The organism is uncultured Planktosalinus sp., from assembly GCF_963973675.1.
In the GTDB taxonomy this organism is placed as follows: Bacteria; Bacteroidota; Bacteroidia; order Flavobacteriales; family Flavobacteriaceae; genus Planktosalinus.
Window position 1 is genome coordinate 1 of record NZ_CAXBAN010000002.1, and the last position, 23,066, is coordinate 23,066.

Genomic DNA, 23,066 nt, shown 5'->3' on the forward strand with positions numbered 1-23,066 from the left:
GAAGACTCTTCCTCTAATTTGATTACCAGGTCATAAGACGTACGGCGGTCTAGCTCCAGTTCCTTGGTTTGATAGCCTACAAAAGAGATTATCAGGGTTGAGTAGGTTGCATCCGACTCTACATAAAATCGTCCGTTTTCATCAGTTATAGTTCCTTCATTAGAGTTTTTGAAAACGACATTGGCAAAAGGTATCGGTTCGTTGAAAGTATCCAACACCTTCCCGCTCACTTTCGTTTGTGACCAGGCATTTAAAGACAATGACAAAACAACTAATAAAAGGAATTTTACTCTCATCAATATAAATCTTGTTTTTGAAAGGGTTCCACCCGTTTACAACATTCCGAAACAAAAAACTTCGCCCACATAAGTGACGAAGTTAGTTCAAATATAGGAACATTATTTATTTATATAATACCTTTTTAACAGCTTTAACAACATCTTTGCTGTTGGGCAACCATTCTTTAAGCAGTCCCGGTGAGTATGGTGCCGGGGTGTCTGCAGTATTTATTTTTACAATGGGTGCATCCAGATAATCAAATGCCTGTGACTGAACCTGGTAAGTGATTTCGGTTGCAATGTTTCCAAACGGCCAGGCTTCCTCAAGAATCACCAAACGGTTTGTTTTCTTTACAGAATCGATAATGGTTTTGTGATCCATCGGGCGGATGGTTCGCAAATCAATGATTTCACAACTAATGTTTTCCTTTTCAAGCTCTTCAGCGGCCGCATAAGCTTCCTTGATGATTTTTCCAAAAGAAACAATGGTTACATCTTTTCCTTCCCTTTTGATATCAGCTACTCCAATGGGAATTACATATTCACCTTCAGGTACTTCGCCTTTATCGCCATACATTTGTTCACTCTCCATAAAAATAACCGGATCATCATCTCTGATGGCCGACTTTAATAGCCCCTTGGCGTCTTTAGGATTGGAAGGCACAATTACTTTCAGTCCCGGGCAATTGGCATACCAGCTTTCAAAGGCTTGTGAATGTGTAGCTGCCAGCTGTCCGGCAGAAGCTGTTGGGCCCCTGAACACAATGGGAATATTGAACTGGCCACCACTCATTTGACGCATTTTGGCTGCATTGTTGATGATTTGATCAATGCCCACCAACGAGAAGTTAAAGGTCATGAATTCAATAATGGGTCGGTTACCGTTCATAGCAGAACCGATACCAATACCGGAAAAGCCTAGTTCAGAAATGGGGGTATCAATAACCCTTTTTGCGCCAAATTCTTCCAGCATTCCCTTAGAGGCTTTGTAGGCTCCATTGTATTCGGCCACTTCTTCGCCCATTAAATAGATTGTTTCATCGCGTCGCATTTCTTCACTCATCGCTTCTGCAATCGCTTCTCTAAATTGTATAGTCTTCATATAGCTATAGCTTGATTAAAATAGATTTCCCAAAAATCTTCTTTTGGAATGGCAAAAATAGCATTATTTCCACTTTAAGTGGGATAAAATACCAACTTTTAACGGAAATTTATTATGCGTGCATAGTATAAAATTAAAAATAGATTAGTACCTTCGTAGCATCAAAACTGACGTCTGTCAGTTCTTATTCAAAAATCCATATAAATAGAAGTCAAAATGAAAATATTAGTCTGTATCAGTCACGTTCCGGACACCACTTCAAAAATCAATTTTACCGGTAACCATACCCAATTTGACACCAATGGTGTACAGTTTGTTATCAATCCCAACGACGAATTTGGTTTGACACGCGCTATGTGGTTCAAAGAAAAGCAAGGCGCTACAGTCCATGTGGTGAATGTTGGTGGTCCCGAAACCGAACCCACCCTTAGAAAAGCCCTGGCCATCGGTGCCGATGAAGCCATCAGGGTAAACGCAAGCCCCACCGATGGTTTTTTTGTAGCAAAGCAATTGGCAGCTGTGATGGATGAAGGTGCGTATGATTTGGTAATTGCAGGTCGTGAATCCATTGATTACAATGGCGGTATGGTTCCCGGCATGCTAGCAGCTCTTACCGGAGCAAACTTTGTAAATACCTGCATCAGCCTTGAGGTGGATGGCAGCAACGCAAAAGCCACCCGTGAAATTGACGGAGGTAAAGAAACCCTTAACACCGGCTTACCTTTAGTGATTGGAGGTCAAAAAGGCCTGGTAGAAGAAAGTGATTTACGCATTCCCAATATGAGAGGCATTATGCAGGCCCGTCAAAAACCACTGAAAGTAGTAGACGCTGTTGCAACTGAAAGTACCACGGAAATTCAGTTCTTTGAAAAACCGGCCCCAAAAGGAGCAGTAAAAATGGTTGACCCTGAAAACGTGGAAGAACTGGTGAACCTGCTTCACAATGAAGCCAAAGTAATCTAAGCCTTCAGCGCACGAATGTAAGAATTTATACAAACAATTAAAGATTATAACAATGTCCGTACTAGTATATACAGAATCTGAACAAGGGAAATATAAAAAAATAGCACTGGAGGCCACATCTTATGCCAAAGGGGTTGCTGACCAGCTTGGCACTACCGTTACAGCCCTAAGTATTAACGGCGGCGCTGCCTCAGATTTGGGCACCTATGGTGCTTCAAAAGTTCTTGAAGTATCTGAGAGCAAACTGCAGCAGTTTAATGCCAAAGCCTATGCCGATACCATCGCTCAGGCTGCCAAGCAGGAAAACGCTCAGGTAGTTATCATAAGCAGCAGTGCCAATAGTAAATTTTTAGCCCCCTTGCTATCAGTACAGCTTAACGCTTCCCTTGCAGCCAACGTGGTTGCACTTCCTGAAAGCACAACTCCTTTTGTGGTGAGATCAAGTGTGTTCACCAATAAGGCTTTTGCCAAAAACGAATTGAAAAATGAGGTCAAACTCATCGGACTTTCCAAAAACGCTTTTGGTTTAAAAGAAAATAATACTGATGCTTCCGTTGAAGTATTTAGCCCATCATTAAATGATGCTGATTTTACTGTTAAAGTGGAAGCAGTCGATAAAGTCACAGGTCAAGTAACCATCGCCGATGCCGAAATTGTAGTATCAGGTGGAAGAGGTTTAAAAGGCCCTGAAAACTGGGGGATGATTGAAGAGCTTGCCGAAGTGCTGGGTGCAGCCACGGCCTGTTCCAAACCGGTAAGTGATATGGGCTGGAGACCTCACAGCGAGCACGTGGGGCAAACCGGAAAACCGGTGGCTTCCAATTTGTATATCGCGGTTGGAATTTCAGGAGCCATTCAACACCTTGCAGGCATCAACGCCTCCAAGGTTAAGGTCGTTATCAACAACGACCCCGAAGCGCCTTTTTTCAAGGCCGCTGATTATGGCATAGTAGGCGATGCTTTTGAAGTCGTTCCCAAACTCATTGAAAAATTAAAAGAATTTAAAGCCGATAACGCATAATTTTTTTTAAATTGTGCCTCTATTCAAGGGCTGTTTAAGTAAGGCAATGCCCTGTTTAAACAGCCTTTTGGTTTGAATCACTTATGAGCTTAGTTAAACTTAACATTAAAGGAATTTCATATAGCCAAACGCAAAACGGAGCCTACGCCCTGATTTTAAGTGAGGTGGACGGTGAGCGCAAGCTTCCTATTGTGATTGGTGCTTTTGAAGCCCAGTCCATAGCCATTGCCCTTGAAAAGGAAATCAAGCCCCCCAGGCCCCTCACCCACGACTTGTTTAAAAGCTTTGCCGACCGATTTGAAATACAGGTCAAGCAAGTCATCATTCACAAACTGGTGGACGGAGTGTTTTTTTCCAGCATCATTTGCGAACGTGATAAAATAGAAGAAATCATCGATGCCCGGACCAGTGATGCCATCGCTTTGGCCCTTCGCTTCAATGCACCGATTTTTACTTATAAAAACATACTTGAAAAAGCAGGAATCTATCTGAAATCAAGCCCCCAGAAAAAAGGAAAAACAGATACCGAACAAGCCATCCTGGAGCAATTGATGACCGATGATACCGAATCAACAAAGAAAACTTCCAAAAGCTACAAAAGTTATTCTCTGAAAGAACTGAACTCTATGCTTGATAAAGCCGTTAACAGTGAAGACTATGAGAAAGCTGCCCTGATCAGAGATGAAATCTCCAAAAGGGAAAAATAACCCCTCACGACTATGATTAGATTTTTATTCCTCAGTGTTTGTTTCATTTTATCTCAGGGAATCTTAGCACAAAGTATCGAAAAAGACTGGACCTTTACCTCCATCACTCAGGAATCATCCCCACTTTTTGAAATCAATCAGGATACTGATTCCATTAGTTTCAAGAATGGCACATTTCACTATGCCCTTTCGGCCAAAGACCAGCTTAGTGCTTCCGGCGATTATATCTTGCAAAACAATTTACTGGTGCTTTTTTACACCACTCCTACCGATACTATCAGGCGCTATCGTGTTCAGGAGCTTACAGAAGACAAACTGGTGTTTACCGAAAACAATGTTACCTACACTTTTGAGGAGCGCAGCACCACTTTAACAGAAACAGTTCAAAAAGAAATGATTCCCAGTGCCGGATTTTCACTTGACAGTCTATGGCGCGGGGTAATGGGCATGGGCGCTTTATTGATTCTGGCCTTTTTACTGAGTAGCAACAAAAAACACATCCGTTGGAAAACTGTTGGTGTTGGATTGAGCGCACAACTTTTGCTTGCCATAGGCGTTTTAAAAGTCCCTTTCATTCAAAGTTCCTTTGAATTTGTTGGTAAAATATTTGTAAAAATCCTCGATTTCACCCAGGCCGGAAGTGAATTTCTTTTGGGTGGCATGATGAATGTAGAAAGCTTTGGATTTATCTTTTTATTTCAGGTACTGCCCACCATTATATTCTTTTCGGCTTTGACCTCAGTCTTATTTTATCTTGGGTTTATTCAGGTGGTTGTCAAAGGTCTTGCCTGGGTTCTGACCCGTTTAATGGGCATTTCGGGTGCTGAAAGCTTGTCGGTGGCTGGAAATATATTCCTGGGACAAACCGAAGCCCCTCTAATGATTAAGGCCTATCTTGAAAAAATGAGCAAGTCAGAAATGCTGCTCGTGATGGTAGGTGGTATGGCCACAGTAGCTGGTGGTGTTTTGGCAGCCTATATTGGCTTTTTGGGCGGCGAGGACGAAGCGATGAAAATATTTTATGCCAAGCACATGTTGACCGCCTCAGTAATGGCCGCTCCCGGGGCTATTGTCATCTCAAAAATGTTATTCCCGGAAACCCAGGAAATCACCAATGAGGTGAGTGTTTCAGAAGATAAAATAGGCTCCAATATCCTGGATGCCATAGCCAACGGTACTACAGAAGGCTTGAAACTGGCTGCCAATGTGGGGGCTATGTTGTTGGTATTTATCGCCTTTATCGCAATGATTAATTATGGCTTTGAAAAAATTGGAGACCTCACCTCCCTCAACAACTGGGTGGCCATCAGCACCCCTTATGAAACCTTTTCCCTTGAGTTTGTACTGGGCTATATTTTTGCACCTCTGATGTGGCTGATTGGCGTGGCTCAGGAAGACATGGCCCTGATGGGTCAGTTGCTGGGCATCAAGTTAGTGGCCAGTGAATTTGTAGGTTACATCCAGTTGGCAGACCTAAAAAATACGGCCAATCTCATCAGCTTCAATTATGAAAAATCAGTAATTATGGCGACCTATATGCTCTGTGGTTTTGCCAACTTTGCCTCCATCGGGATTCAGATTGGCGGCATTGGTTCACTGGCACCGGGACAACGTAAAACACTTTCAGAATTTGGCATGAAAGCCTTGATTGGAGGCACATTGGCTTCCCTGCTTTCAGCTACGATTGCCGGGATGATTATTGGGTGATAAATATCCGCCTAGGCGGGTAACTCGAGAATGAAACTCCAAAACCCGTTAATAACTTTTAATAGAAATTACCAAACTTATCTAACACATTCAAAAGCTTTTTTATATTTTCGAATTTCAATTAAAGTATTTCATTAAATTAACGAGATTCCCACCTGCGTGGGAATATGAATATGAAACAATACCACGACCTAGTAAAACACGTGCTCAAAAACGGTAGCTTCAAAGGCGACCGCACCGGTACCGGAACCAAAAGTGTATTTGGCTACCAGATGCGTTTTGACCTCAGCAAGGGCTTCCCAATAGTGACCACCAAAAAGCTGCATTTAAAGTCCATTATTTACGAACTCCTTTGGTTTTTAAACGGTGATACCAACATTGGATACCTGCAGGAAAATGGTGTGAAAATTTGGAACGAATGGGCAGATGAAAACGGTGATTTGGGCCCCGTGTACGGCCATCAATGGCGTAACTGGAATAGTGAACAAATTGATCAGATCAGCCAGGTGATTGAAACCCTTAAAACCAATCCAAACAGCCGCCGAATGCTGGTTTCTGCCTGGAACCCAAGCGTGCTGCCCGATACTTCTGTATCTTTCAGTCAAAATGTGGCCAACGGCAAAGCGGCGTTACCCCCTTGCCACGCTTTTTTTCAGTTTTATGTATCACCACCCGATGAGTCTAAAGGGGAAACAAAAGGGAAACTCTCCTGTCAACTCTACCAACGCAGTGCTGACATCTTTCTCGGCGTGCCCTTTAACATTGCTTCCTATGCGCTGCTCACAATGATGATTGCCCAAGTATGTGACCTGGAGCCGGGTGACTTTGTTCATACCTTTGGAGATGCACATATTTATTCCAATCATTTTGAACAATTGGAGCTACAGCTTTCTAGGGAGCTGAGAGCCCTTCCAAAAATAATACTCAATCCCGACGTAAAAAATATTTTTGATTTTAACTTTGAAGACTTTACCTTAGTCGATTACAATCCGCATCCCCATATCAAGGGAGCGGTAGCTATTTAATTCATTAAAAAACCCAAACGTATGAAATATCTTTTTTTAGTGCTTTGCTTCACCTTTAGTTTCACCGGTATCGCCCAGGAAACCTGGGGCAATGTTGACAAAAACAAGATTTCCATGAAAGAAATCGCTCCGGTCTGGCCTGGCTGTGAGAGTAATCAAGCTGCCAAAACTGATGCCTGCTTCAAACAAAAACTGGCGCAACACGTTCAATCCAATTTTCGTTACCCCACCAATGCCTGGAAAAACAACATTCAGGAACGTATTGTGGTGACCTTTATGATTAACACCCAAGGTGAAGTGGAAATCAAAAATGTGGAAGGCAAGAATCAGGAACTCAAGGACGAAGCCAAACGAAACATCCTCGCCATTCCTAAAATGAAACCGGGCATGCTGGCAGGCAAGCCCCGGGCTATTGAATACAAAGTGCCTTTTAACTTCAAGACTGGTAAATAACTTCAGCTCTAACACCCATGAGTCAGCAAAAAAACAAATCGCAAAACGAAAACCGAGAGCAATTTTTATACGCCCAAGACCGCATTCGTCAAAAAAAGCGCCTCAACCAACATTTTGTGGTGTTTCTTGTGGGTTCAGCTTTTATCATAGTGCTGGACCAGTTTATGGGGGTGGGTAAAAACTTACCCGTTCAAAACTGGTACATCTGGGCCATTCTGATCTGGGCCTTCTTTTTTCTTATTCACGTTTTGAACGTATTTATCACCAACCGTTTTATGGGTAAGAAGTGGGAAAACGAACAGCTCGACAAGCTGAAAGCCAAGCAACAAAAACGCATTGACGAACTTCAAAAACGCGTAGACCACACTATGCCTTTGCCCGAAGTACCGGTAAAAAAACCACAAAAAAACCAAACCGTGACCCTCATTGCTGCCGCTGCAGAAAACGACGCGCTGGGTAAAGACAACGATTTGGTGTGGCACCTGCCTGATGATTTTAAACGCTTTAAAAAGCTCACCACCGGACACCACATCATTATGGGCCGCAAAACTTTTGAAACCTTTCCCGAGCCCTTGCCCAACAGAATCCATGTGGTGATTACCCGCGACAAAAACTATAAGAAATTTGGAGCTGTGGTGGTACACTCGCTTAAGGAAGCCCTGGAACTTGCCAAAAAAGATGACCAACCGTTTATTATCGGCGGAGGTGAAATCTACAAACAAAGCCTGGAGTATGCCGATAAAATCGAACTCACCCGAGTGCACGCCGAAGTTTCGGCAGACACCTTTTTCCCCCACATCGACGACCACAAATGGAAAGTGATCAACGAAGAGCATCACCCCAAAGATGAAAAACACGAGCATGCGTTTACGTATCTGACGTATGTGAGGAAGTAGTTTTTTGAAAGTAGTTAGTAATAGCTTATCTCCCGAAGCCTCCTTTTTGTCATTTCATCCCTCTTTTTTTGTCATTCCGAAGCACAGCGAGGAATTCCATCTTTGCTGCTCACGTGCTGTTACACAAAGCTTGCAACTCACTCTTGTGTGCTTTCTTTGATGCGACTCAGCCTTCACCACCCTTGGCGGTTACGGTGGACACAGTCGCTCACCCGAGTCAGATTGACAAAAAAAAGCTACATCCCTACAAAGGACGTAGCTTTCTTTACCTAAGCAATCGGTTTCAAATAAAATTATTATTTTACCATTGCTTGTTTAATGAGGGCTTCTGCTTCTTTTGCACCTGAAATTTTGGCGTAACGGGCGGCATTTAAACCATTCATACATCTACTTTTTAGGTTGGCGCCCTGTGCGATGAGGACTTTCAATATTTCCACACGGTTATAACGGGCAGCATACATGGCCGGGGTCATACTGTTCCTCTTTTCATTGACGTCTGCGCCCTGTTTGAGGAGCTGTTGTACGGTTTCCAAATCCCCTTTAATTACAGCCATGTGTAAAGGATGGTCTTCGCTTCCCATAATCTGGGAGGACTTAGTTCCCCCATAAGTTTGGGGTGAAGTTTCTGGTGTAGCAGCTTTCAGTGCCTGTACTGAAAAAGCCAATACCAATACGGATAACATGATCGTTTTTTGCATTTGATGATGAATTTAAATTAAACATTTGATTACTTTAAAGACGAAGCAAAAGTAGAATGGTTACAGTAGAAGGTTTATATTTAACTTATTTTTAATCTTTTAGGGATGCCATTGAGTGATCACAATAAGGAATTGGATTTTATGCACTATTTGATAACCCCCAAATTGTAAACTTCCGAAAGCAGATTATGAAACGTGCAAACAGCCAAGGCAAGCTTATGGGTAAAATTAAAAGTATAAAGTACAAAAGAACGAATGGAAATTATTTGGAAACTCTTTTGCAAAAGCTTTCCCGCCGCTTTCCAAAAAATACCAATCAAACCTCCTTTATTTGTTATAGAATCGAATTGAATTGAGGCACTGTTCGTAAAGGTTTAAAAAATCCATTCTTTACAAAAAAGGCACCATAAGGCAGCCAAAGGTTCCTGAAGAGAAATAAGAATCTGACACTCTTTGAAACGCCCACTTCTCAACTGTTGGGACGCCTTCTGATTCACGTTTGTTGCAACGAATGTAAGTCGGTTTAAAATCCCGGCCTGCAAAACCTATATTCAATTTTAAATTCAAAAAAATGAAAATATTTTTTAATTTGAAGGATTATTTCATATACCACGCAAGCACTAGATACCTATCTTGAACCCATTGCCTGTTGTAGTGACAACTAAGTTATGCCGCCACTACCAATTGGAGGAAGAGGAGGACAAATATATATGTAAGCCTGCATTGAAAAAGGCTCTAAAAAATATTCGTTTTAGGGCTCTTTTTTTGGTATATTTTAAAGCAAATTCAATAATTCCAAACCCCAAACTTCTTTCGTATCTTTGATGTTGATTTATTTTACCATGATCATGGCCATTTCAACTGAAGACAAACTCAAAGAACGCATTAAGGAACTCTCATGCCTGTACAGTATCTCGAGCATATTGTCGGCTCACACAGGCACCCTGGAAGATACTTTGTCAAAAATACTTCCCGTCATTAAGGAAGCTTGGCTATACCCGGAAAAAGCTTTGGTAGAAATCAATTGCAAAAACACCCTATTGCTGTCCCAAAAGTTGCCCAAACAGACTGTTTTTTTGGTTTGCCCCCTGGAAACTGAAATTGAGAGTCATCAATACATCAAAGTACATTACCCAGCCGATAGCTTTTCAGAGACTCACTTTTTGGAAGAAGAAAAACTACTTTTACAAAAAATAGCATCCGAGATAACAACCTTCCTCAACATCCAGCAGGCTAAAGAAAAGGAGCGTTTGCTCAATCAGCGTGTGGAACGCACTGACCGCCTTGCTATCCTGGGTGAAATCACGGCGGGAATTGCTCACGAACTCAATACTCCCCTGGCCAATATACTGGGATATGCAGAATTGCTGGAGACACAAACATCCCGTAAAGAAGACATCAACAAAATAATCAAATCGGCCCTGTATGCCCGGGAGGTCGTCAAAAAACTGATGTTCTTTACCTGCGAAATGCCCCAGAACAGGACAATAACCAAAGTCAAACCCCTTGTGGAGGAGGCGTTGACATTTTTAGGTCCCACGCTCAAAAAAGCAGGTATCCACTGTGTGTTGAAGTTTGAAAACGAGCAGTTGGCCTTGAAGCTCGACAGGGTTCAGTTTATACAAGTGCTTTTCAACCTGATGATCAATGCCATCTATGCCTCGCCGGAAGGTTCAGTCATTAACGTAATTGCTTTTACCGAAGATCAACGGTTTGCACTGGAAATTGCCGATCAGGGTCAGGGCATTCCTGAAAGCATCCGCACAAAAATATTTGAACCCTTTTTTACCACCAAACCGCCGGGTCAGGGTTCCGGTTTGGGCTTGAGTGTAGTACATGGCATTGTTAAAAGCCATCAGGGAGAAATTACAATCCTTCCCAATTCACCCAATGGAACGATTATTAGAATTTCATTTCCAATAGAAAACTAATATGGCTTTAAAGAAAGAAAACATACTGCTTGTCGATGATGATTATGATTTACTGGAAGTCTTGCAACGCAACCTCACAGCTCTGGATTACCACTCATACAAGGCACAGTCGGTTACCGATGCACTTGAAATACTCAGTAACAGTAAAATAGACCTCCTGGTTACCGACCTGCAAATGCCCGGTATTAACGGGTTGGAACTCGTGAAATATGTTTCAGAACATTACCCAAAGATTCCGGTGCTGGTCATCACCGGCTATCCGTCTGTAGATGGAGCGGTCGATGCGATGCGTTCCGGTGCGATTGACTATCTGGTCAAACCCTTTACCAAAGACGAGCTCAGCCGTGCCATATCCAAATCACTTGATAAAATAGCCCCTTCCGCTTCAGCAAAAACCGGCACAATACACAGTCAACACCCCATGATGTATGCTGGTATGATAGGCGCTTCTAAACAAATGAAAGAACTTGCAGATATCATTGAGCGGGTGAAAAACAACCGGGCCACCATTTTAATACAGGGCGAAAGCGGTACCGGAAAAGAACTCGTGGCACGTGCTATCCATTACAAAGGGGCGTTTGCGGCCAACCCTTTCATCGCAGTCAACTGTGGTGCCATTCCCGAGAATTTACTGGAAGCCGAATTATTTGGTTATGAAAAAGGCGCTTTCACTGGTGCTGAACAGTCGCGTGAAGGCTTTTTCCAGGCAGCAGAAGGGGGTACCATTTTTTTAGACGAAATCGGTACAGCCTCGGCAGCCGTCCAAACCGGCTTGCTTAGAGTACTGCAGGAACGGGAAGTGAGAAAAGTGGGCTCCAGAAAGTCGGTTAAAATCAATTTGCGGGTGATTGCGGCTACCAACATCAATCTCAAGCAACTCATTCAAAACGACACATTCAGGGAAGACCTCTATTACCGGCTCAATGTGGTGACCATACCCACCATTCCCTTGCGCAACCGCAAGGACGATATCATGCCTCTTACCGCCCAGTTCCTGAAAAAATACAGTCTGGAGTATGGTAAAACGGGAGTCAGTATGACGGGGAAAGTGAAAGAAATTCTCCTACGGTATGACTGGCCAGGAAATGTACGCGAACTCGAAAACACCTTACAGCACGCCCTGATTATGTGTGATACAACCCTGGATGTCAGCCACCTACCTCAACACATTAAATACCCTATGCCTGAGGCAGAAGGCGGGCAATTAAGCTTACGCGAAATGGAAAAGAAACACATTCAAAATGTGCTCGCCAGCGTGGACAACAACAAAACCAAAGCCGCTGAAATCCTCGGTATCGATCGAAAGACCCTACGCCAAAAACTGAAATAAGTACTCCTCTTAAATCGCTACATTCTTCCCCGAACGGGGCATTTTTCCCCGGTTCAGGAAGTCCTTTGTTTTACTTTTTAATTTGTATTTTATTGTAAATCAGTTGTTTATGTTAATTCGCGAAAAATTAAATGCATTGGGCATACTGTTTGACAAATAGATGGCATACGTATTTTGAAAACTAATAATTTAAAAAAATGAATGTACTTCCATCTTTAGAGGTCGAAGCAGAACCTTCTGTTTCGACTGGACAACAGCGAAAGCAGGAAATGAAACTGGGGTTGTGTGTAGCCTGTGACCTCAGGTTCAATTGCGTCTGGCTTTCAGAAAACAAACAATTTTGTGAACATTACAAATAAAAACATGATAGCAACAGCAGAACAACAGAAAAAAGGAATGTATGAAAACGTTATGGAGCAATTCCATAAAACGGCAGATACCATGCATTTGAATCCCAACATTAGAAAAATACTAGGGATTACCAATAACGAAATTATTGTGCACTTTCCCGTGAAGATGGACAGTGGAAAGGTCGAAGTCTTTACAGGCTACCGGGTGCAGCACAACAATGCCCTAGGACCTTATAAGGGTGGTTTGCGATACCACCCAACAGTAGATGTGGATGCCGCCAAAGCCCTCGCTATGTGGATGACCTGGAAAACATCTTTGGCCGGATTGCCGTATGGTGGTGCCAAAGGAGGCATTCAAATAGACCCCAGAAACTATTCGATGGGCGAACTAGAGCGCATCACGCGCCGTTTCACCTATGCACTGGGGGAAAACATAGGGCCTGAACACGACATTCCCGCGCCTGATGTAAACACCAATGAACAAACCATGGCCTGGATAGCAGACACCTATATGTCCACTAAAAATCCATCAGAGCGCTCGCAGAACCAGCACGTTGTTACCGGGAAGCCGGTGGGCTCGGGTGGTTTGGAAGGCCGTGATAGAGCAACGGGTTATGGGGTTTATCTTACCATCAAATTGTGGCACGAAAGCAAAGGAGAAACCCTAAAGGGAAAAACTTTTATTGTACAAGGGTTTGGAAACGTGGGCCATTGGGTATCACGTTTTATGGAACAGGACGGAGCCAAACTCATTGCCGTTCAGGATGCACATGCCACGCTATTCAATTTAGAGGGCATTGATGTAAACGATTTGTTTGAACACAGTAAACCCAGAAAAGGATCCATCAAAGGATTTGAAGGGGCAAAAGAAATGGAGCCCGAAGATTTTTTTGCCATTCCCTGTGATGTGGTGATTCCTGCAGCACTGGGCAATCAAATTACAGCGGCCAATGCTCATAAAATCAATGCGCCCCTGATTGCAGAAGGTGCCAACGGTCCCACAGACAATGAAGGGGAGGCGATATTACTTGAAAAAGGCATTACCATTATACCTGATATTTTGTGTAACTCCGGAGGCGTGATAGGCAGCTACTTTGAGTGGCTGCAAAACAGAAACGGTGAGTTATGGCAACTGGATGAAGTTATGCTTAAACTTCAGAAAAAACTGACCGAAGTATTCCTTAAAGTAGAAAAAATGGTGGATGAAAAGGACGTAGACTGGAGAACCGCGGCTTATATGCTGGCTATTGCTAGAATAGAAACGGCTTATATCCAAAGAGGGATTTTCCCATAATAAAAATACAAAACAAAGCGATGCAACCCTTTGTTTTTAAATAAAGGGTTGTATTCGTTTATAAAAATAAGAACCATGAAGTATAAAAACTTACTGATAGAGAAAAAGGAACATAAAAAACTCCTGAATTTATTGGATTCAGCACATTATGACAATGCCCCCATTTTTAAACGAGCCATAGGGACTCTAAAAAACGAACTCAAAACGGTCAAAATATGTAATGAAAATGATATGCCCGAGGATGTAGTTCGGTTTAATAGTCAGGTCACTATTGAAACCCCGTTTGAAGTGACAAAAACCTATCAAATTGTTCGTCCGGATGAAAGGGATTTAAAACGTGATAAGATTTCTATTTTGTCGCCGATGGCACTAGCTTTGTTTGGCTATTCTACCGGGGATGAAATAGAGTGGCAATTCCCTTCCGGACTGAGTAAATTTAAAATCAAACAAGTACAAAAACTAAAACACACAACATCAATCCATAAACAGATAGTATCATGATCCAAAAACATCACGACGAAATCGACATTCAAATGCTGTTCTTTAAACAGGACCTAGACCGGTGGTTTGAAGAGGCAGAGTTCATTCAATTTGAAATACGGTTTTTCAACGGTATTTTCATTTCAGATTTGATCTCAAAACTGCAAACCGATTTCTACAGCACTCAGGAGCACAATGCCAACTTACTAGACTTTGAATTGAAACACCGCGCCTTGATTAAAGAACTGAACCACCTGAACTACAAAACGGAAGGAATCAAGGAATGTGATGACTTGCAGTGTGAAAATTACTATTTGAACGATATCAACAAATTCAAAACAAAAATTGAACTTCATTTTTCAAACTACCGCGATTTGAAAAAAGAACTGATGACCTACTTGAATAGCGGTTTACAAAAATTTATTTAGACCCACAACCATGCAAATTTGTTTTCATAAAATAATCCTTTTAATCTTCCATGAGTTGGAAAAGCACTACGGGTGTGCTTTTCAAATTGACTAAATCATGCTCAGATGCCTTCCCGTGCTTTACCGGCCGGCTTCAGAGAGCGTTTATAATAAGGTATTTTATTAAAATTAAATTCAAAAAACCATGGCTAAAAAAGCAAAGGGTATGAAAGAACCCAAAACAAGTTTAAAAGATAAAAAACAAGAAAAAATCTTGAAAAAACTGGAAGAAAAGAAAATGAAAAAGCGAAAATCCAGAACCGCTTAATAGCTTACTTATTGTTTTCATTTTTAAGGAAAGCCCTTGTAACCTATATGGTTAAAGGGCTTTATTATTCAACATAAATGTGTTTAATTCTGGTTTTTAAAAACAGTTTACTACTAAAAAAGCACTTTTAAACTGATAAGCTTAAAACCTTTCTTCCAATATAAAGTATCTTTATACCTAATCAAATACCTAAAGTCATCAACCCTACTAGAATCCATAATCTTGCAGCACTACTACAGCTCTATGTGCTAAATCTTAGACCTCTTCACGGAGGAGATATCAACCAAGTCTATTTTCTTGATACCGATCAGGGTAATTTTGTCCTTAAAACCAACGATTCATCCGAATTCCCCAACATGTTTGAAGCTGAAGCCCGTGGATTGCAACTACTCAAAAACACCCAAACCTTTCGCATCCCTGAAGTCGTCAGCCATGGCGAAACTGAAGGACAGGCCTTCCTGCTGATGGAATACATCGCCCCGGGTCCTGAAAAAACCAATTATGCCACAGACTTTGGACATACGCTGGCCCAACTGCACCAGCATACTGCGCCTGTTTTTGGTTTGGACCACAACAATTACATCGGCAGCCTGCTGCAATACAACAACAGCAATACTTCTGCCGCTGAATTTTATATTGAAAACCGCCTGCAACCGCAATTGAAGCTGGCTACAGAAAAGGGCTATGTATTTCATAAGCTCGATGGGTTTTATGACAACCTTCAGCAGGAAATACCCAATGAGCCCCCTGCCCTGCTCCATGGCGATCTGTGGAACGGCAACAGTCTGACAGATGCAAACGGCACCCCCTGTCTCATAGACCCCGCAGTATGTTTTGCCTCCCGCGAAATGGATCTCGCTATGATGCAGCTCTTCGGTGGGTTTTCGAATGAAGTGTTTAATGCTTATAATGAAGCTTTTCCGCTAGAAAAGAAATGGAAAACCCGAACAGACCTCTGGCAACTCTATTATTTGCTCGTGCATCTCAACCTTTTTGGCAGCAGCTACTTCAACCTTGTAAACAATGTTCTAAAGAAGTATTCCTGAATTATTTTAGTATTTTTGTACGAAGCTTGAATAATGAATGATACTTTGAATCTTAAAAATTAAATCCATGACAGCATATATTTTCCCCGGACAAGGCGCCCAATTTTCCGGAATGGGCAAAGACCTTTACGACCACTCAGACATCGCAAAAAAACGCTTTCAGCAAGCCAACGAAATTCTGGGATTTGATATTACCAAAATCATGTTTGAAGGCACCGCCGATGAACTCAAAGAAACCAAAGTCACCCAACCGGCCATCTTTTTGCATTCGGTGATACTTGCCGAAGTATTGGGAAATTCGTTCAAACCCGATATGGTGGCGGGACACTCCTTAGGGGAGTTCTCAGCCTTGGTAGCCAATAAGTGCCTGAAATTTGAAGATGCCCTGACCCTGGTTTCCAAACGTGCCTTGGCGATGCAAAAAGCCTGCGAAATGCAACCCTCCACCATGGCAGCTGTACTCGGTTTGGAAGATCAAGTGGTGGAAGCCGTTTGCGCAGCTGTGGATGGTGTAGTGGTAGCCGCCAATTATAACTGCCCAGGACAATTGGTGATTTCAGGTGAAGTAAAAGCTGTGGAAGAAGCCTGTGAACGACTGAAAGAACGCGGTGCCAGACGGGCATTATTGCTCCCTGTAGGTGGTGCTTTTCACTCACCCTTGATGGAACCCGCACGTGAAGAATTGGCCAAAGCCATTGAAAACACACCTTTTGCAACGCCCATGTGCCCCGTCTATCAAAACGTAAGCACCTTTGCCGTAACCGACCCTGAGGAAATCAAAAAGAACCTGATCTTTCAGCTCACCGCTCCGGTCAAATGGACTCAAAGCGTCCAAAACATGGTGAGCGACGGTGCCACTAAATTTATCGAAGTAGGCCCCGGAAACGTATTGCAGGGCCTCGTCAAAAAAATCCATAAAGACGCCGTGACTGAAACTGCAAAATTTGAATAAAAACAAACAACCCTCTCAGAGTTTAAATCCCCGAGAGGGTTATATTTTGTGAAAATCAGCGCAATCTGCGGGAAAAATCCCGTCTCAAGTCTAATGTCTCACATCTAAATTCTTATGTCTTACGTCTTGAAGTCCTAAGTCAACCCCATCAATCTTTATAAATCACCCCATCCTTCATTACAAACACCACGTTTTCAACGGTATTGATGTTTTGGGTAGGATCTTCATTGGTAGCAATGATGTCTGCCAGATACCCGGCTTCAATCACCCCCAGCTTGCCTTTCATTCCCAGTAAATCGGCATTAGTCACTGTCGCCGATTGCAGGGCTTCCATCACCGGCATTCCGGCCTGATTCATATAGATAAATTCTTTGGCATTTTCGCCGTGTGGGAACACGCCCGCATCGGTTCCAAAAGCGATGGGGACCCCTGTTTTATAAGCCCTGCCAAAAGTAGCCTGAATCTGCGGACCAATAGCCAAGGCCTTGGGAACAATAATCGCAGGATAGAAATTCTCAACCTGGGCCTTTTCAGCCACATACTTCCCGGCTGAAATGGTGGGCACATAAAAGGCGTTGTGTTTCTTCATCAGGTCCATGGTTGCTGCACTCATTTCTGTACCATGCTCAATGGTTTTCACCCCGGCCTTAATGGCGCGTTGCATGCCTTCGTCGCCATGGGCATGGGCAGCCACTTGCATCCCATAATCCCTGGCAGTAGTCACGATAGCAGTAATCTCATCTTCAAAGAATTGCGGATTGGAACCGCTCTTGGCGACACTCAACACCCCGCCGGTGGCGGTAATCTTGATCCAGTCGGCACCGTTTTTATACCGCTGACGAACGGCTTTTTTGGCGTCTTCAAGGCTGTTAACCACGCCCTCTTTGGGCCCCGGATCACCCATCAGGTCCTTCTTTCGACCGTTGGTGGGGTCGGCGTGGCCGCCGGTGGTGGCCAGTGATTTTTCAGAAGTATAGATACGTGGTCCGGTTACTTTTTTACTGTTGATAGCATTCCGCAGAGAGACATTCACCCCGCTGCCTCCCAAATCCCGCACGGTGGTAAAACCGGCCATCAAGGTGCGGTGAGCAATTTCTTGTGCATTAAAAGCAACATCAGCTTCATTGAGTGTAAAGGCTTCCAGATATTTTGTGGGGCTGGTCTCAGACTCAATATGCACGTGCATATCAATCCACCCGGGCATGACCGTTTTGTTTGTTAAATCGATAATTTTGTCGGTTGAATTGGTTGGGTTGACATAGCCATCTAAAACACTTGAAATGGTATTGCCGGAAACAACAATGGTCTTTTCAGTGAGCACCCGGCCGTTTTGGCTGTCAATGAGTTTACCACAATGGATATACATGTTTTGGGCAAAGGCTACTGCTGTAAAAGCAAAGAGTAAAAGGGAGAGAAATTTTTTCATAAGCTTCATATACCGCCACGGGCGGAATTTAAGATTTAGTTGGACAAAAAATAAAGATAAAGGTTTTTTTGAAAACAAGCATTTTTAATCCAGCGAAAGAATAATTGAATGTTAGTGGCATCAAGCCAAAATCCTATTTTCTATTCTAAAACAAGGTGTTTTTATCAAGGATTGCTTAGTACATTCAGATGTCAAAAGAATTGCAACAGCATTAAGATGCCATCGTGCACCAGTGGGGCGGCGAGCTGATGTCTTAAAAATGCATGAGCAGCATCATGAGATGCAGTTGGCGATTTGATAATTCAATAACAATCGTAAAGGTGTAAGGAATTTATAATCAAACGAACTAACGAAATAATCTTTAAATTGCAGCTATGATGAAAAATTTATTATGAAAGAATACAATGAAATAGATCAACAAATCCATCAGCTGTCGCAAGTCATTGCAAAGTTTAACCGCACTTTTGTCACTCAAAAGGTTGACGACAGCCATACCAATTTGAGCTTTGATTATATTGGAAGGAAGGTTTGGGGGAGGTGGGCAACGATCAAAAGTGAACTTTTAATTCCGGGGCTCGATTTACAGACGCAACAAATTATGCTGGTAAATAAACACTATCAAACTATTGCAAACTTCGCAACAATTGGTAAAACACAGCCAATTTTTGAAAAAGAAATGGCCGGCCATCTATCTAAATCCCTTCAGCTTGATGCACAGGAATTATTAAAACCAATGCACTATGAAATCCCAAATTATGGGTTTAAGAAAGATGGTTTTCAAAAATGGAACGCCTCTAAACTTGACCTTTGGATACACTACCGGCATTTGGCAAATGAAACTTGTGCGTTACTGGCAACCCATCTCAATAAAACCGCAGAAATCAGGATTTGGCCTCATCATTTTGACACCGGAATTTATATGGAATTAAATGACAAAATAGCCGTTGGCTTTGGGTGGGCGATGGCTGATGATATGATAAATGAAGGCTATTTTTATTTTTCAGCCTATGGCCTAAATGATCATAAAATCAATTATGACTCAGTTTCTAAACTCACCATCGGCAGGTGGATAATAAGCAGTGAATGGAAGGGCGCTGTTTTGGGATTAGCTGAAGCCAATCATCAAAATATTTTTGTATTTTTAGGTGAAATCACGCAATGGGTAGTTTCACAAACCTAAATTGTTGAATTCTTAGAGTTACAAGAATGACTTTTCATCAATGATCAGGGATTTTAAAAGAATTCTGTCTCAAAACAAAAGTACATTGAAAATCAAAAATGGTGTCATTGAACTCGTTAGGTGTAATGTTCTTACATTGATTATTAGTTCATTTGAACTCTGATAACCATTACCAGATGTTTAGGTTATGGTTTAGTTATTAATTAGTAATGCAATATTGTTCATCTCGAAAGAAAATTTATGAAAACCCAAATAGCCATTCCCAATTCAAACGGAGAAACCCTCCACGCCACCCTTGAAATACCGGCCGATAAAAAAGTAAATCAATATGCTGTTTTTGCACATTGCTTTACCTGCAGCAGTCAATTATCCATAGTGAGAACCATCAGCAATGAACTCACTCAACACGGTTTTGGGGTACTCCGTTTTGATTTTACAGGTTTGGGGGAAAGTGACGGGGTGTTTGCCGACACAAACTTTAGCCACAACCTGCAAGACTTAATCACGGTAAACACCTTTTTAAAAATTAATTATCAAGCGCCCACTTTGCTCATTGGCCATTCGCTGGGCGGCGCAGCTGCTTTGATGGCTGTCGGTGAACTACCCAATATCAAAGCACTAGTGACAATTGGGGCCCCTGCAGATGTTACTCACGTCACTCACCTTTTGGGGGAAAGAAAAAAGGAAATCCAACAAAAAGGCGTAGCTTCGCTTTCAATTGGCGGAAGGCCTTTTAAAATTAAAAAACATTTTTTAGATGATTTGGAGAAGCACGACGCTAAAGAAATCATCCCTAAACTTCGAATTCCCCTATTGATTTTGCACGCTCCTCAAGATAAAATAGTAGGTATTGAAAATGCTGCAAAAATTTACCAATTAGCTCATCATCCCAAAAGCTTTATCAGCCTGGATGGAGCTGACCATTTACTGTCAAAAAAAGAAGACAGTCTGTATGCCGCACGTTCAATTGCCACCTGGGCAGACAGATATTTGAATGTTTTTAAAGAACGTGTGCTATTGAAGCCTCATCAATCACAAGTAGTCGCTCATCTGGATCTGGAAAATGGCTTTACAACACATATTTCCAATGGCCGAAATACCTTGGTGGCAGACGAACCCCTCAATGTAGGTGGAGATGATGCTGGCTTTGCACCTTTTGAACTGCTTCAGGCAGCGCTGGGAGCCTGTACAAATATGACTCTAAAACTCTATGCCGAACGCAAAAAATGGCCGCTGGAAGAGGTGTATACACATATGAGTTTTGTGAGAGACACTTTAGATAATGAAAAAATAGAAACCATCACCAAAATGATAAGTCTCGAAGGTAATTTGAATGAAAAACAAAAACAACGTTTATTAGAAATAGCCGCAAAATGCCCGGTTAATAAATCCTTAATGGCAGGTGTAAACATTGAAACACTGGTGGATACAAGTCAAAACCCTTCAGGATTGGAATAAAAATAATTGAATAATGAAATCATTACAACAGCAATTTGAACAAACCCGAAAGCGTACAGAGGAAATCTGTGAACCTTTGGAATCAGAAGACTTTGTGGTACAGCCAATGAACAACGTTTCGCCACCCAAATGGCATTTAGCACACACCACCTGGTTTTTTGAGCAATTTGTTCTGGTAAAATTCAATAGCAACTACAAAGAGTTTCATCCTGATTTTGCCTTTTTGTTCAATAGCTATTACAACAATCTCGGGGAACGAACACAACGGGATCAACGCGGATTTATGACGCGCCCGGGTGTAAAGAAAATACTTGAATACCGTCAATATGTGACCCGGGCAGTGTTGCAACTTCTCGATCATAATGATACTCCCGAAATGTTGAAACTCATAAAAATTGGCATCAACCATGAGCAACAACATCAAGAGCTTCTGATATACGACATCAAGTATATTTTGGGCACCCAACCCACCTTCCCTGCTTTAGGTCGTTTTTTTGAGTTGGAAGAAGAAGAATATAACCACGAATGGATTGAATTTACAGAAGGGGTTTATTCCATCGGTAATGCCGGTAATTCATTTTATTTTGACAACGAAATGCCGCAACACAAACACTATATACAAGCTTTTGAAATTAGCAATAAATTAATCACCAATGCAGCCTATCTTGAATTTATAGAAGATGGAGGCTATGAAAACTTCAATTATTGGCATGATGAAGGCTGGCATTTTTTAAAAGACAACCAAATAAAAAGTCCGCTTTATTGGCATAATAAAAATAATGAGTGGCAGCAATACACCTTCAACGGCTTGCAAAAATTAAACCCGGCAGAGCCTGTAATGCACATTTCGATGTATGAAGCATTTGCATTTGCCGAATGGAAAGGAATGCGCCTGCCCACCGAATTTGAATGGGAGGTAGCAGCAAGCAAATTGAAATGGGGACAATTATGGGAATGGACTCATTCGGCCTATCTTCCTTATCCGGGTTTCACAAAAGCCCCGGGTGCCCTGGGTGAATACAACGGTAAGTTTATGATAAACCAAATGGTATTGCGTGGTGCCTCACATGCCACCCCAAAAGGTCATGAAAGGCACACCTATCGCAACTTTTTTCATGCGGCTTCCAGGTGGATTTTTTCAGGTATTAGATTGGTAAAGAAATAAACACTATGGAAACATTTTTAGAACACGTAAAAAACGGACTGTCTCAACAACCAAAAAAATTATCCTCACGTTTCTTTTATGATTCCAGAGGTGATGAACTGTTCCAACAAATCATGCGCCATGAAGCCTATTATTTACCGGCTAGTGAATTACAGATCATTCAAACAAAAAGCAGGTTGATTGCAAAAGACATTTCAGCTGTACATAAAGCAATTCAAGTGGTGGAGTTAGGAGCCGGTGATGGCAGCAAAACGAAGTATTTTTTAAAACAGTTGAAACCGTTTTTTGACACCCTTGATTATAATGCATTGGACATTTCCAATAACATTTTAAATGAAAACAGGGAGCAAATTGAACCCTTTGTAAAAGGCCTTCAATGGTCAGGAATTCCCGGAAATTACTTCCGGACCTATAAAACTATAGCGCCTGGAAAAAAGGGAAGGTTAGTGCTTTTTTTGGGCGCAAATGTTGGTAATTACACCAAAGAAGGTGCCCTTGAATTGTTTGAATTTATTAAAAGTCAACTTCGTCCCAACGATTTTATCCTGATGTCTTTTGATTTAGTCAAAAACCCGCGAAAAATTATTAAAGCCTATGACGACAATCAAGGGATCACCAAAGCATTCAATCTGAATTTATTAGAGCGGATGAACAGTGAGTTGGGTGCTAACTTTGAAGTTTCGGCTTTTGATCATTTTCCGTTTTACAACCCCATGAGCGGTTTAACTTCCAGCCAACTCATAAGTCTTAAAAAGCAAACTGTGCGTTTTTCAGAAGGTTTTGAAGTGCACTTTGATGCTTATGAAGCTATTCACACCGAAATTTCAAAAAAATACCGGATTTCTGAAATTGATGCTTTAGCAGAAGAA

At 42.0% G+C, this 23,066-nt stretch carries 24 protein-coding genes; 20 read left to right on the forward strand and 4 right to left on the reverse strand.

Annotated features, from left to right (window positions below; translation table 11 throughout):
• Together AACY61_RS00150 and AACY61_RS00155 are read right to left on the reverse strand one after the other, a co-directional pair.
• The coding region (locus AACY61_RS00150) for a carboxypeptidase-like regulatory domain-containing protein (protein WP_339608977.1) at window positions 1-296 on the reverse strand (296 nt) is incomplete at its 3' end.
• Between the two features lie 106 nt (window positions 297-402).
• Window positions 403-1,380: a pyruvate dehydrogenase complex E1 component subunit beta gene (locus AACY61_RS00155; RefSeq protein ID WP_339608979.1), complete on the reverse strand. Its 978-nt coding sequence runs from the start codon at window positions 1,378-1,380 to the stop codon at window positions 403-405.
• 216 nt (window positions 1,381-1,596) lie between these two features.
• On the opposite strand from AACY61_RS00155, the gene AACY61_RS00160 reads away from it, so the two are divergent.
• The 7 genes from AACY61_RS00160 (at window position 1,597) to AACY61_RS00190 (ending at window position 8,152) form a co-directional block, all read left to right on the forward strand.
• The gene (locus tag AACY61_RS00160; RefSeq protein WP_339608981.1) at window positions 1,597-2,343 is read left to right on the forward strand and encodes an electron transfer flavoprotein subunit beta/FixA family protein; all 747 of its coding nucleotides are present in this window, start codon (window positions 1,597-1,599) and stop codon (window positions 2,341-2,343) included.
• Window positions 2,344-2,395: 52 nt separating this feature from the next.
• Window positions 2,396-3,364 (forward strand): electron transfer flavoprotein subunit alpha/FixB family protein, encoded by a 969-nt coding sequence (locus AACY61_RS00165; RefSeq protein ID WP_339608983.1) that lies wholly within the window; start codon window positions 2,396-2,398, stop codon window positions 3,362-3,364.
• Window positions 3,365-3,447: 83 nt separating this feature from the next.
• Window positions 3,448-4,071 carry a bifunctional nuclease family protein gene (locus tag AACY61_RS00170; protein WP_339608985.1) on the forward strand — a complete coding sequence of 208 codons (624 nt, stop codon included), beginning with the start codon at window positions 3,448-3,450 and terminating at the stop codon, window positions 4,069-4,071.
• 12 nt (window positions 4,072-4,083) lie between these two features.
• A complete protein-coding gene (locus AACY61_RS00175) occupies window positions 4,084-5,778 on the forward strand; it encodes a nucleoside transporter C-terminal domain-containing protein (protein ID WP_339608987.1) in 1,695 nt (564 codons plus the stop codon).
• A gap of 173 nt (window positions 5,779-5,951) precedes the next feature.
• Entirely contained in the window at window positions 5,952-6,803 is an 852-nt protein-coding gene (locus AACY61_RS00180; protein WP_339608989.1) for a thymidylate synthase, read from the forward strand.
• A gap of 21 nt (window positions 6,804-6,824) precedes the next feature.
• Complete coding sequence (locus AACY61_RS00185) at window positions 6,825-7,256, forward strand: energy transducer TonB (RefSeq protein ID WP_339608991.1); 432 nt, start codon at window positions 6,825-6,827, stop codon at window positions 7,254-7,256.
• Between the two features lie 17 nt (window positions 7,257-7,273).
• Window positions 7,274-8,152, forward strand: coding sequence for a dihydrofolate reductase (locus AACY61_RS00190; protein ID WP_339608993.1), 879 nt, complete (start codon window positions 7,274-7,276; stop codon window positions 8,150-8,152).
• 296 nt (window positions 8,153-8,448) lie between these two features.
• Here AACY61_RS00190 and AACY61_RS00195 read toward each other — a convergent pair whose 3' ends face one another.
• Window positions 8,449-8,835, reverse strand: coding sequence for an ankyrin repeat domain-containing protein (locus AACY61_RS00195; protein ID WP_339608995.1), 387 nt, complete (start codon window positions 8,833-8,835; stop codon window positions 8,449-8,451).
• Window positions 8,836-9,698: 863 nt separating this feature from the next.
• Here AACY61_RS00195 and AACY61_RS00200 point away from each other — a divergent pair.
• The 9 genes from AACY61_RS00200 (at window position 9,699) to fabD (ending at window position 16,968) form a co-directional block, all read left to right on the forward strand.
• A complete protein-coding gene (locus AACY61_RS00200; protein ID WP_339608996.1) occupies window positions 9,699-10,781 on the forward strand; it encodes an ATP-binding protein in 1,083 nt (360 codons plus the stop codon).
• A gap of 1 nt (window position 10,782) precedes the next feature.
• On the forward strand, window positions 10,783-12,111 hold the full coding sequence (locus AACY61_RS00205; RefSeq protein ID WP_339608998.1) for a sigma-54 dependent transcriptional regulator: 1,329 nt from the start codon (window positions 10,783-10,785) through the stop codon (window positions 12,109-12,111).
• Window positions 12,112-12,308: 197 nt separating this feature from the next.
• Window positions 12,309-12,470, forward strand: coding sequence for a hypothetical protein (locus tag AACY61_RS00210; RefSeq protein ID WP_339609000.1), 162 nt, complete (start codon window positions 12,309-12,311; stop codon window positions 12,468-12,470).
• Window positions 12,471-12,474: 4 nt separating this feature from the next.
• A complete protein-coding gene (locus AACY61_RS00215; protein WP_339609002.1) occupies window positions 12,475-13,755 on the forward strand; it encodes a Glu/Leu/Phe/Val dehydrogenase in 1,281 nt (426 codons plus the stop codon).
• Window positions 13,756-13,830: 75 nt separating this feature from the next.
• Window positions 13,831-14,256, forward strand: a complete 426-nt coding sequence (locus tag AACY61_RS00220; RefSeq protein WP_339609005.1) for a GreA/GreB family elongation factor — start codon at window positions 13,831-13,833, stop codon at window positions 14,254-14,256.
• Window positions 14,253-14,663 carry a hypothetical protein gene (locus AACY61_RS00225; protein WP_339609007.1) on the forward strand — a complete coding sequence of 137 codons (411 nt, stop codon included), beginning with the start codon at window positions 14,253-14,255 and terminating at the stop codon, window positions 14,661-14,663. The genes AACY61_RS00220 and AACY61_RS00225 overlap by 4 nt, the downstream gene beginning before the upstream one ends.
• Before the next feature lie 184 nt (window positions 14,664-14,847).
• Complete coding sequence (locus AACY61_RS00230) at window positions 14,848-14,970, forward strand: hypothetical protein (protein WP_339609009.1); 123 nt, start codon at window positions 14,848-14,850, stop codon at window positions 14,968-14,970.
• 245 nt (window positions 14,971-15,215) lie between these two features.
• Window positions 15,216-16,016, forward strand: coding sequence for a fructosamine kinase family protein (locus AACY61_RS00235; RefSeq protein WP_339609012.1), 801 nt, complete (start codon window positions 15,216-15,218; stop codon window positions 16,014-16,016).
• A 67-nt stretch (window positions 16,017-16,083) separates the two neighbouring features.
• Entirely contained in the window at window positions 16,084-16,968 is an 885-nt protein-coding gene (fabD, locus tag AACY61_RS00240) for an ACP S-malonyltransferase (RefSeq protein ID WP_339609014.1), read from the forward strand.
• 148 nt (window positions 16,969-17,116) lie between these two features.
• Here the strand turns inward: fabD and AACY61_RS00245 are convergent, their stop codons facing one another.
• Window positions 17,117-18,394 (reverse strand): amidohydrolase family protein, encoded by a 1,278-nt coding sequence (locus AACY61_RS00245; protein WP_339609016.1) that lies wholly within the window; start codon window positions 18,392-18,394, stop codon window positions 17,117-17,119.
• A gap of 391 nt (window positions 18,395-18,785) precedes the next feature.
• On the opposite strand from AACY61_RS00245, the gene AACY61_RS00250 reads away from it, so the two are divergent.
• From AACY61_RS00250 to AACY61_RS00265, 4 genes are all read left to right on the forward strand, one after another.
• A complete protein-coding gene (locus tag AACY61_RS00250) occupies window positions 18,786-19,574 on the forward strand; it encodes a hypothetical protein (protein WP_339609018.1) in 789 nt (262 codons plus the stop codon).
• A 240-nt stretch (window positions 19,575-19,814) separates the two neighbouring features.
• Entirely contained in the window at window positions 19,815-21,032 is a 1,218-nt protein-coding gene (locus tag AACY61_RS00255; RefSeq protein WP_339609020.1) for a bifunctional alpha/beta hydrolase/OsmC family protein, read from the forward strand.
• 13 nt (window positions 21,033-21,045) lie between these two features.
• Window positions 21,046-22,197: an ergothioneine biosynthesis protein EgtB gene (gene egtB, locus AACY61_RS00260; protein ID WP_339609022.1), complete on the forward strand. Its 1,152-nt coding sequence runs from the start codon at window positions 21,046-21,048 to the stop codon at window positions 22,195-22,197.
• Between the two features lie 5 nt (window positions 22,198-22,202).
• The coding region (locus tag AACY61_RS00265; RefSeq protein ID WP_339609024.1) for an L-histidine N(alpha)-methyltransferase at window positions 22,203-23,066 on the forward strand (864 nt) is incomplete at its 3' end.

What these genes read in the sequence shown, in the direction of transcription:
- AACY61_RS00165 (WP_339608983.1), top strand. Translation starts at nt 2,396, where the DNA reads ATGTCCGTACTAGTATATACAGAATCTGAACAAGGGAAATATAAAAAA.
- AACY61_RS00250 (WP_339609018.1), top strand. Translation starts at nt 18,786, where the DNA reads ATGAAAGAATACAATGAAATAGATCAACAAATCCATCAGCTGTCGCAA.
- AACY61_RS00155 (WP_339608979.1), bottom strand. Translation starts at nt 1,380, where the DNA reads ATGAAGACTATACAATTTAGAGAAGCGATTGCAGAAGCGATGAGTGAA.
- AACY61_RS00215 (WP_339609002.1), top strand. Translation starts at nt 12,475, where the DNA reads ATGATAGCAACAGCAGAACAACAGAAAAAAGGAATGTATGAAAACGTT.
- AACY61_RS00230 (WP_339609009.1), top strand. Translation starts at nt 14,848, where the DNA reads ATGGCTAAAAAAGCAAAGGGTATGAAAGAACCCAAAACAAGTTTAAAA.
- AACY61_RS00185 (WP_339608991.1), top strand. Translation starts at nt 6,825, where the DNA reads ATGAAATATCTTTTTTTAGTGCTTTGCTTCACCTTTAGTTTCACCGGT.
- AACY61_RS00255 (WP_339609020.1), top strand. Translation starts at nt 19,815, where the DNA reads ATGAAAACCCAAATAGCCATTCCCAATTCAAACGGAGAAACCCTCCAC.
- AACY61_RS00190 (WP_339608993.1), top strand. Translation starts at nt 7,274, where the DNA reads ATGAGTCAGCAAAAAAACAAATCGCAAAACGAAAACCGAGAGCAATTT.
- AACY61_RS00200 (WP_339608996.1), top strand. Translation starts at nt 9,699, where the DNA reads ATGGCCATTTCAACTGAAGACAAACTCAAAGAACGCATTAAGGAACTC.
- AACY61_RS00160 (WP_339608981.1), top strand. Translation starts at nt 1,597, where the DNA reads ATGAAAATATTAGTCTGTATCAGTCACGTTCCGGACACCACTTCAAAA.
- AACY61_RS00175 (WP_339608987.1), top strand. Translation starts at nt 4,084, where the DNA reads ATGATTAGATTTTTATTCCTCAGTGTTTGTTTCATTTTATCTCAGGGA.
- AACY61_RS00210 (WP_339609000.1), top strand. Translation starts at nt 12,309, where the DNA reads ATGAATGTACTTCCATCTTTAGAGGTCGAAGCAGAACCTTCTGTTTCG.
- egtB (WP_339609022.1), top strand. Translation starts at nt 21,046, where the DNA reads ATGAAATCATTACAACAGCAATTTGAACAAACCCGAAAGCGTACAGAG.
- AACY61_RS00220 (WP_339609005.1), top strand. Translation starts at nt 13,831, where the DNA reads ATGAAGTATAAAAACTTACTGATAGAGAAAAAGGAACATAAAAAACTC.
- AACY61_RS00225 (WP_339609007.1), top strand. Translation starts at nt 14,253, where the DNA reads ATGATCCAAAAACATCACGACGAAATCGACATTCAAATGCTGTTCTTT.
- AACY61_RS00205 (WP_339608998.1), top strand. Translation starts at nt 10,783, where the DNA reads ATGGCTTTAAAGAAAGAAAACATACTGCTTGTCGATGATGATTATGAT.
- AACY61_RS00245 (WP_339609016.1), bottom strand. Translation starts at nt 18,394, where the DNA reads ATGAAAAAATTTCTCTCCCTTTTACTCTTTGCTTTTACAGCAGTAGCC.
- fabD (WP_339609014.1), top strand. Translation starts at nt 16,084, where the DNA reads ATGACAGCATATATTTTCCCCGGACAAGGCGCCCAATTTTCCGGAATG.
- AACY61_RS00195 (WP_339608995.1), bottom strand. Translation starts at nt 8,835, where the DNA reads ATGTTATCCGTATTGGTATTGGCTTTTTCAGTACAGGCACTGAAAGCT.
- AACY61_RS00170 (WP_339608985.1), top strand. Translation starts at nt 3,448, where the DNA reads ATGAGCTTAGTTAAACTTAACATTAAAGGAATTTCATATAGCCAAACG.
- AACY61_RS00180 (WP_339608989.1), top strand. Translation starts at nt 5,952, where the DNA reads ATGAAACAATACCACGACCTAGTAAAACACGTGCTCAAAAACGGTAGC.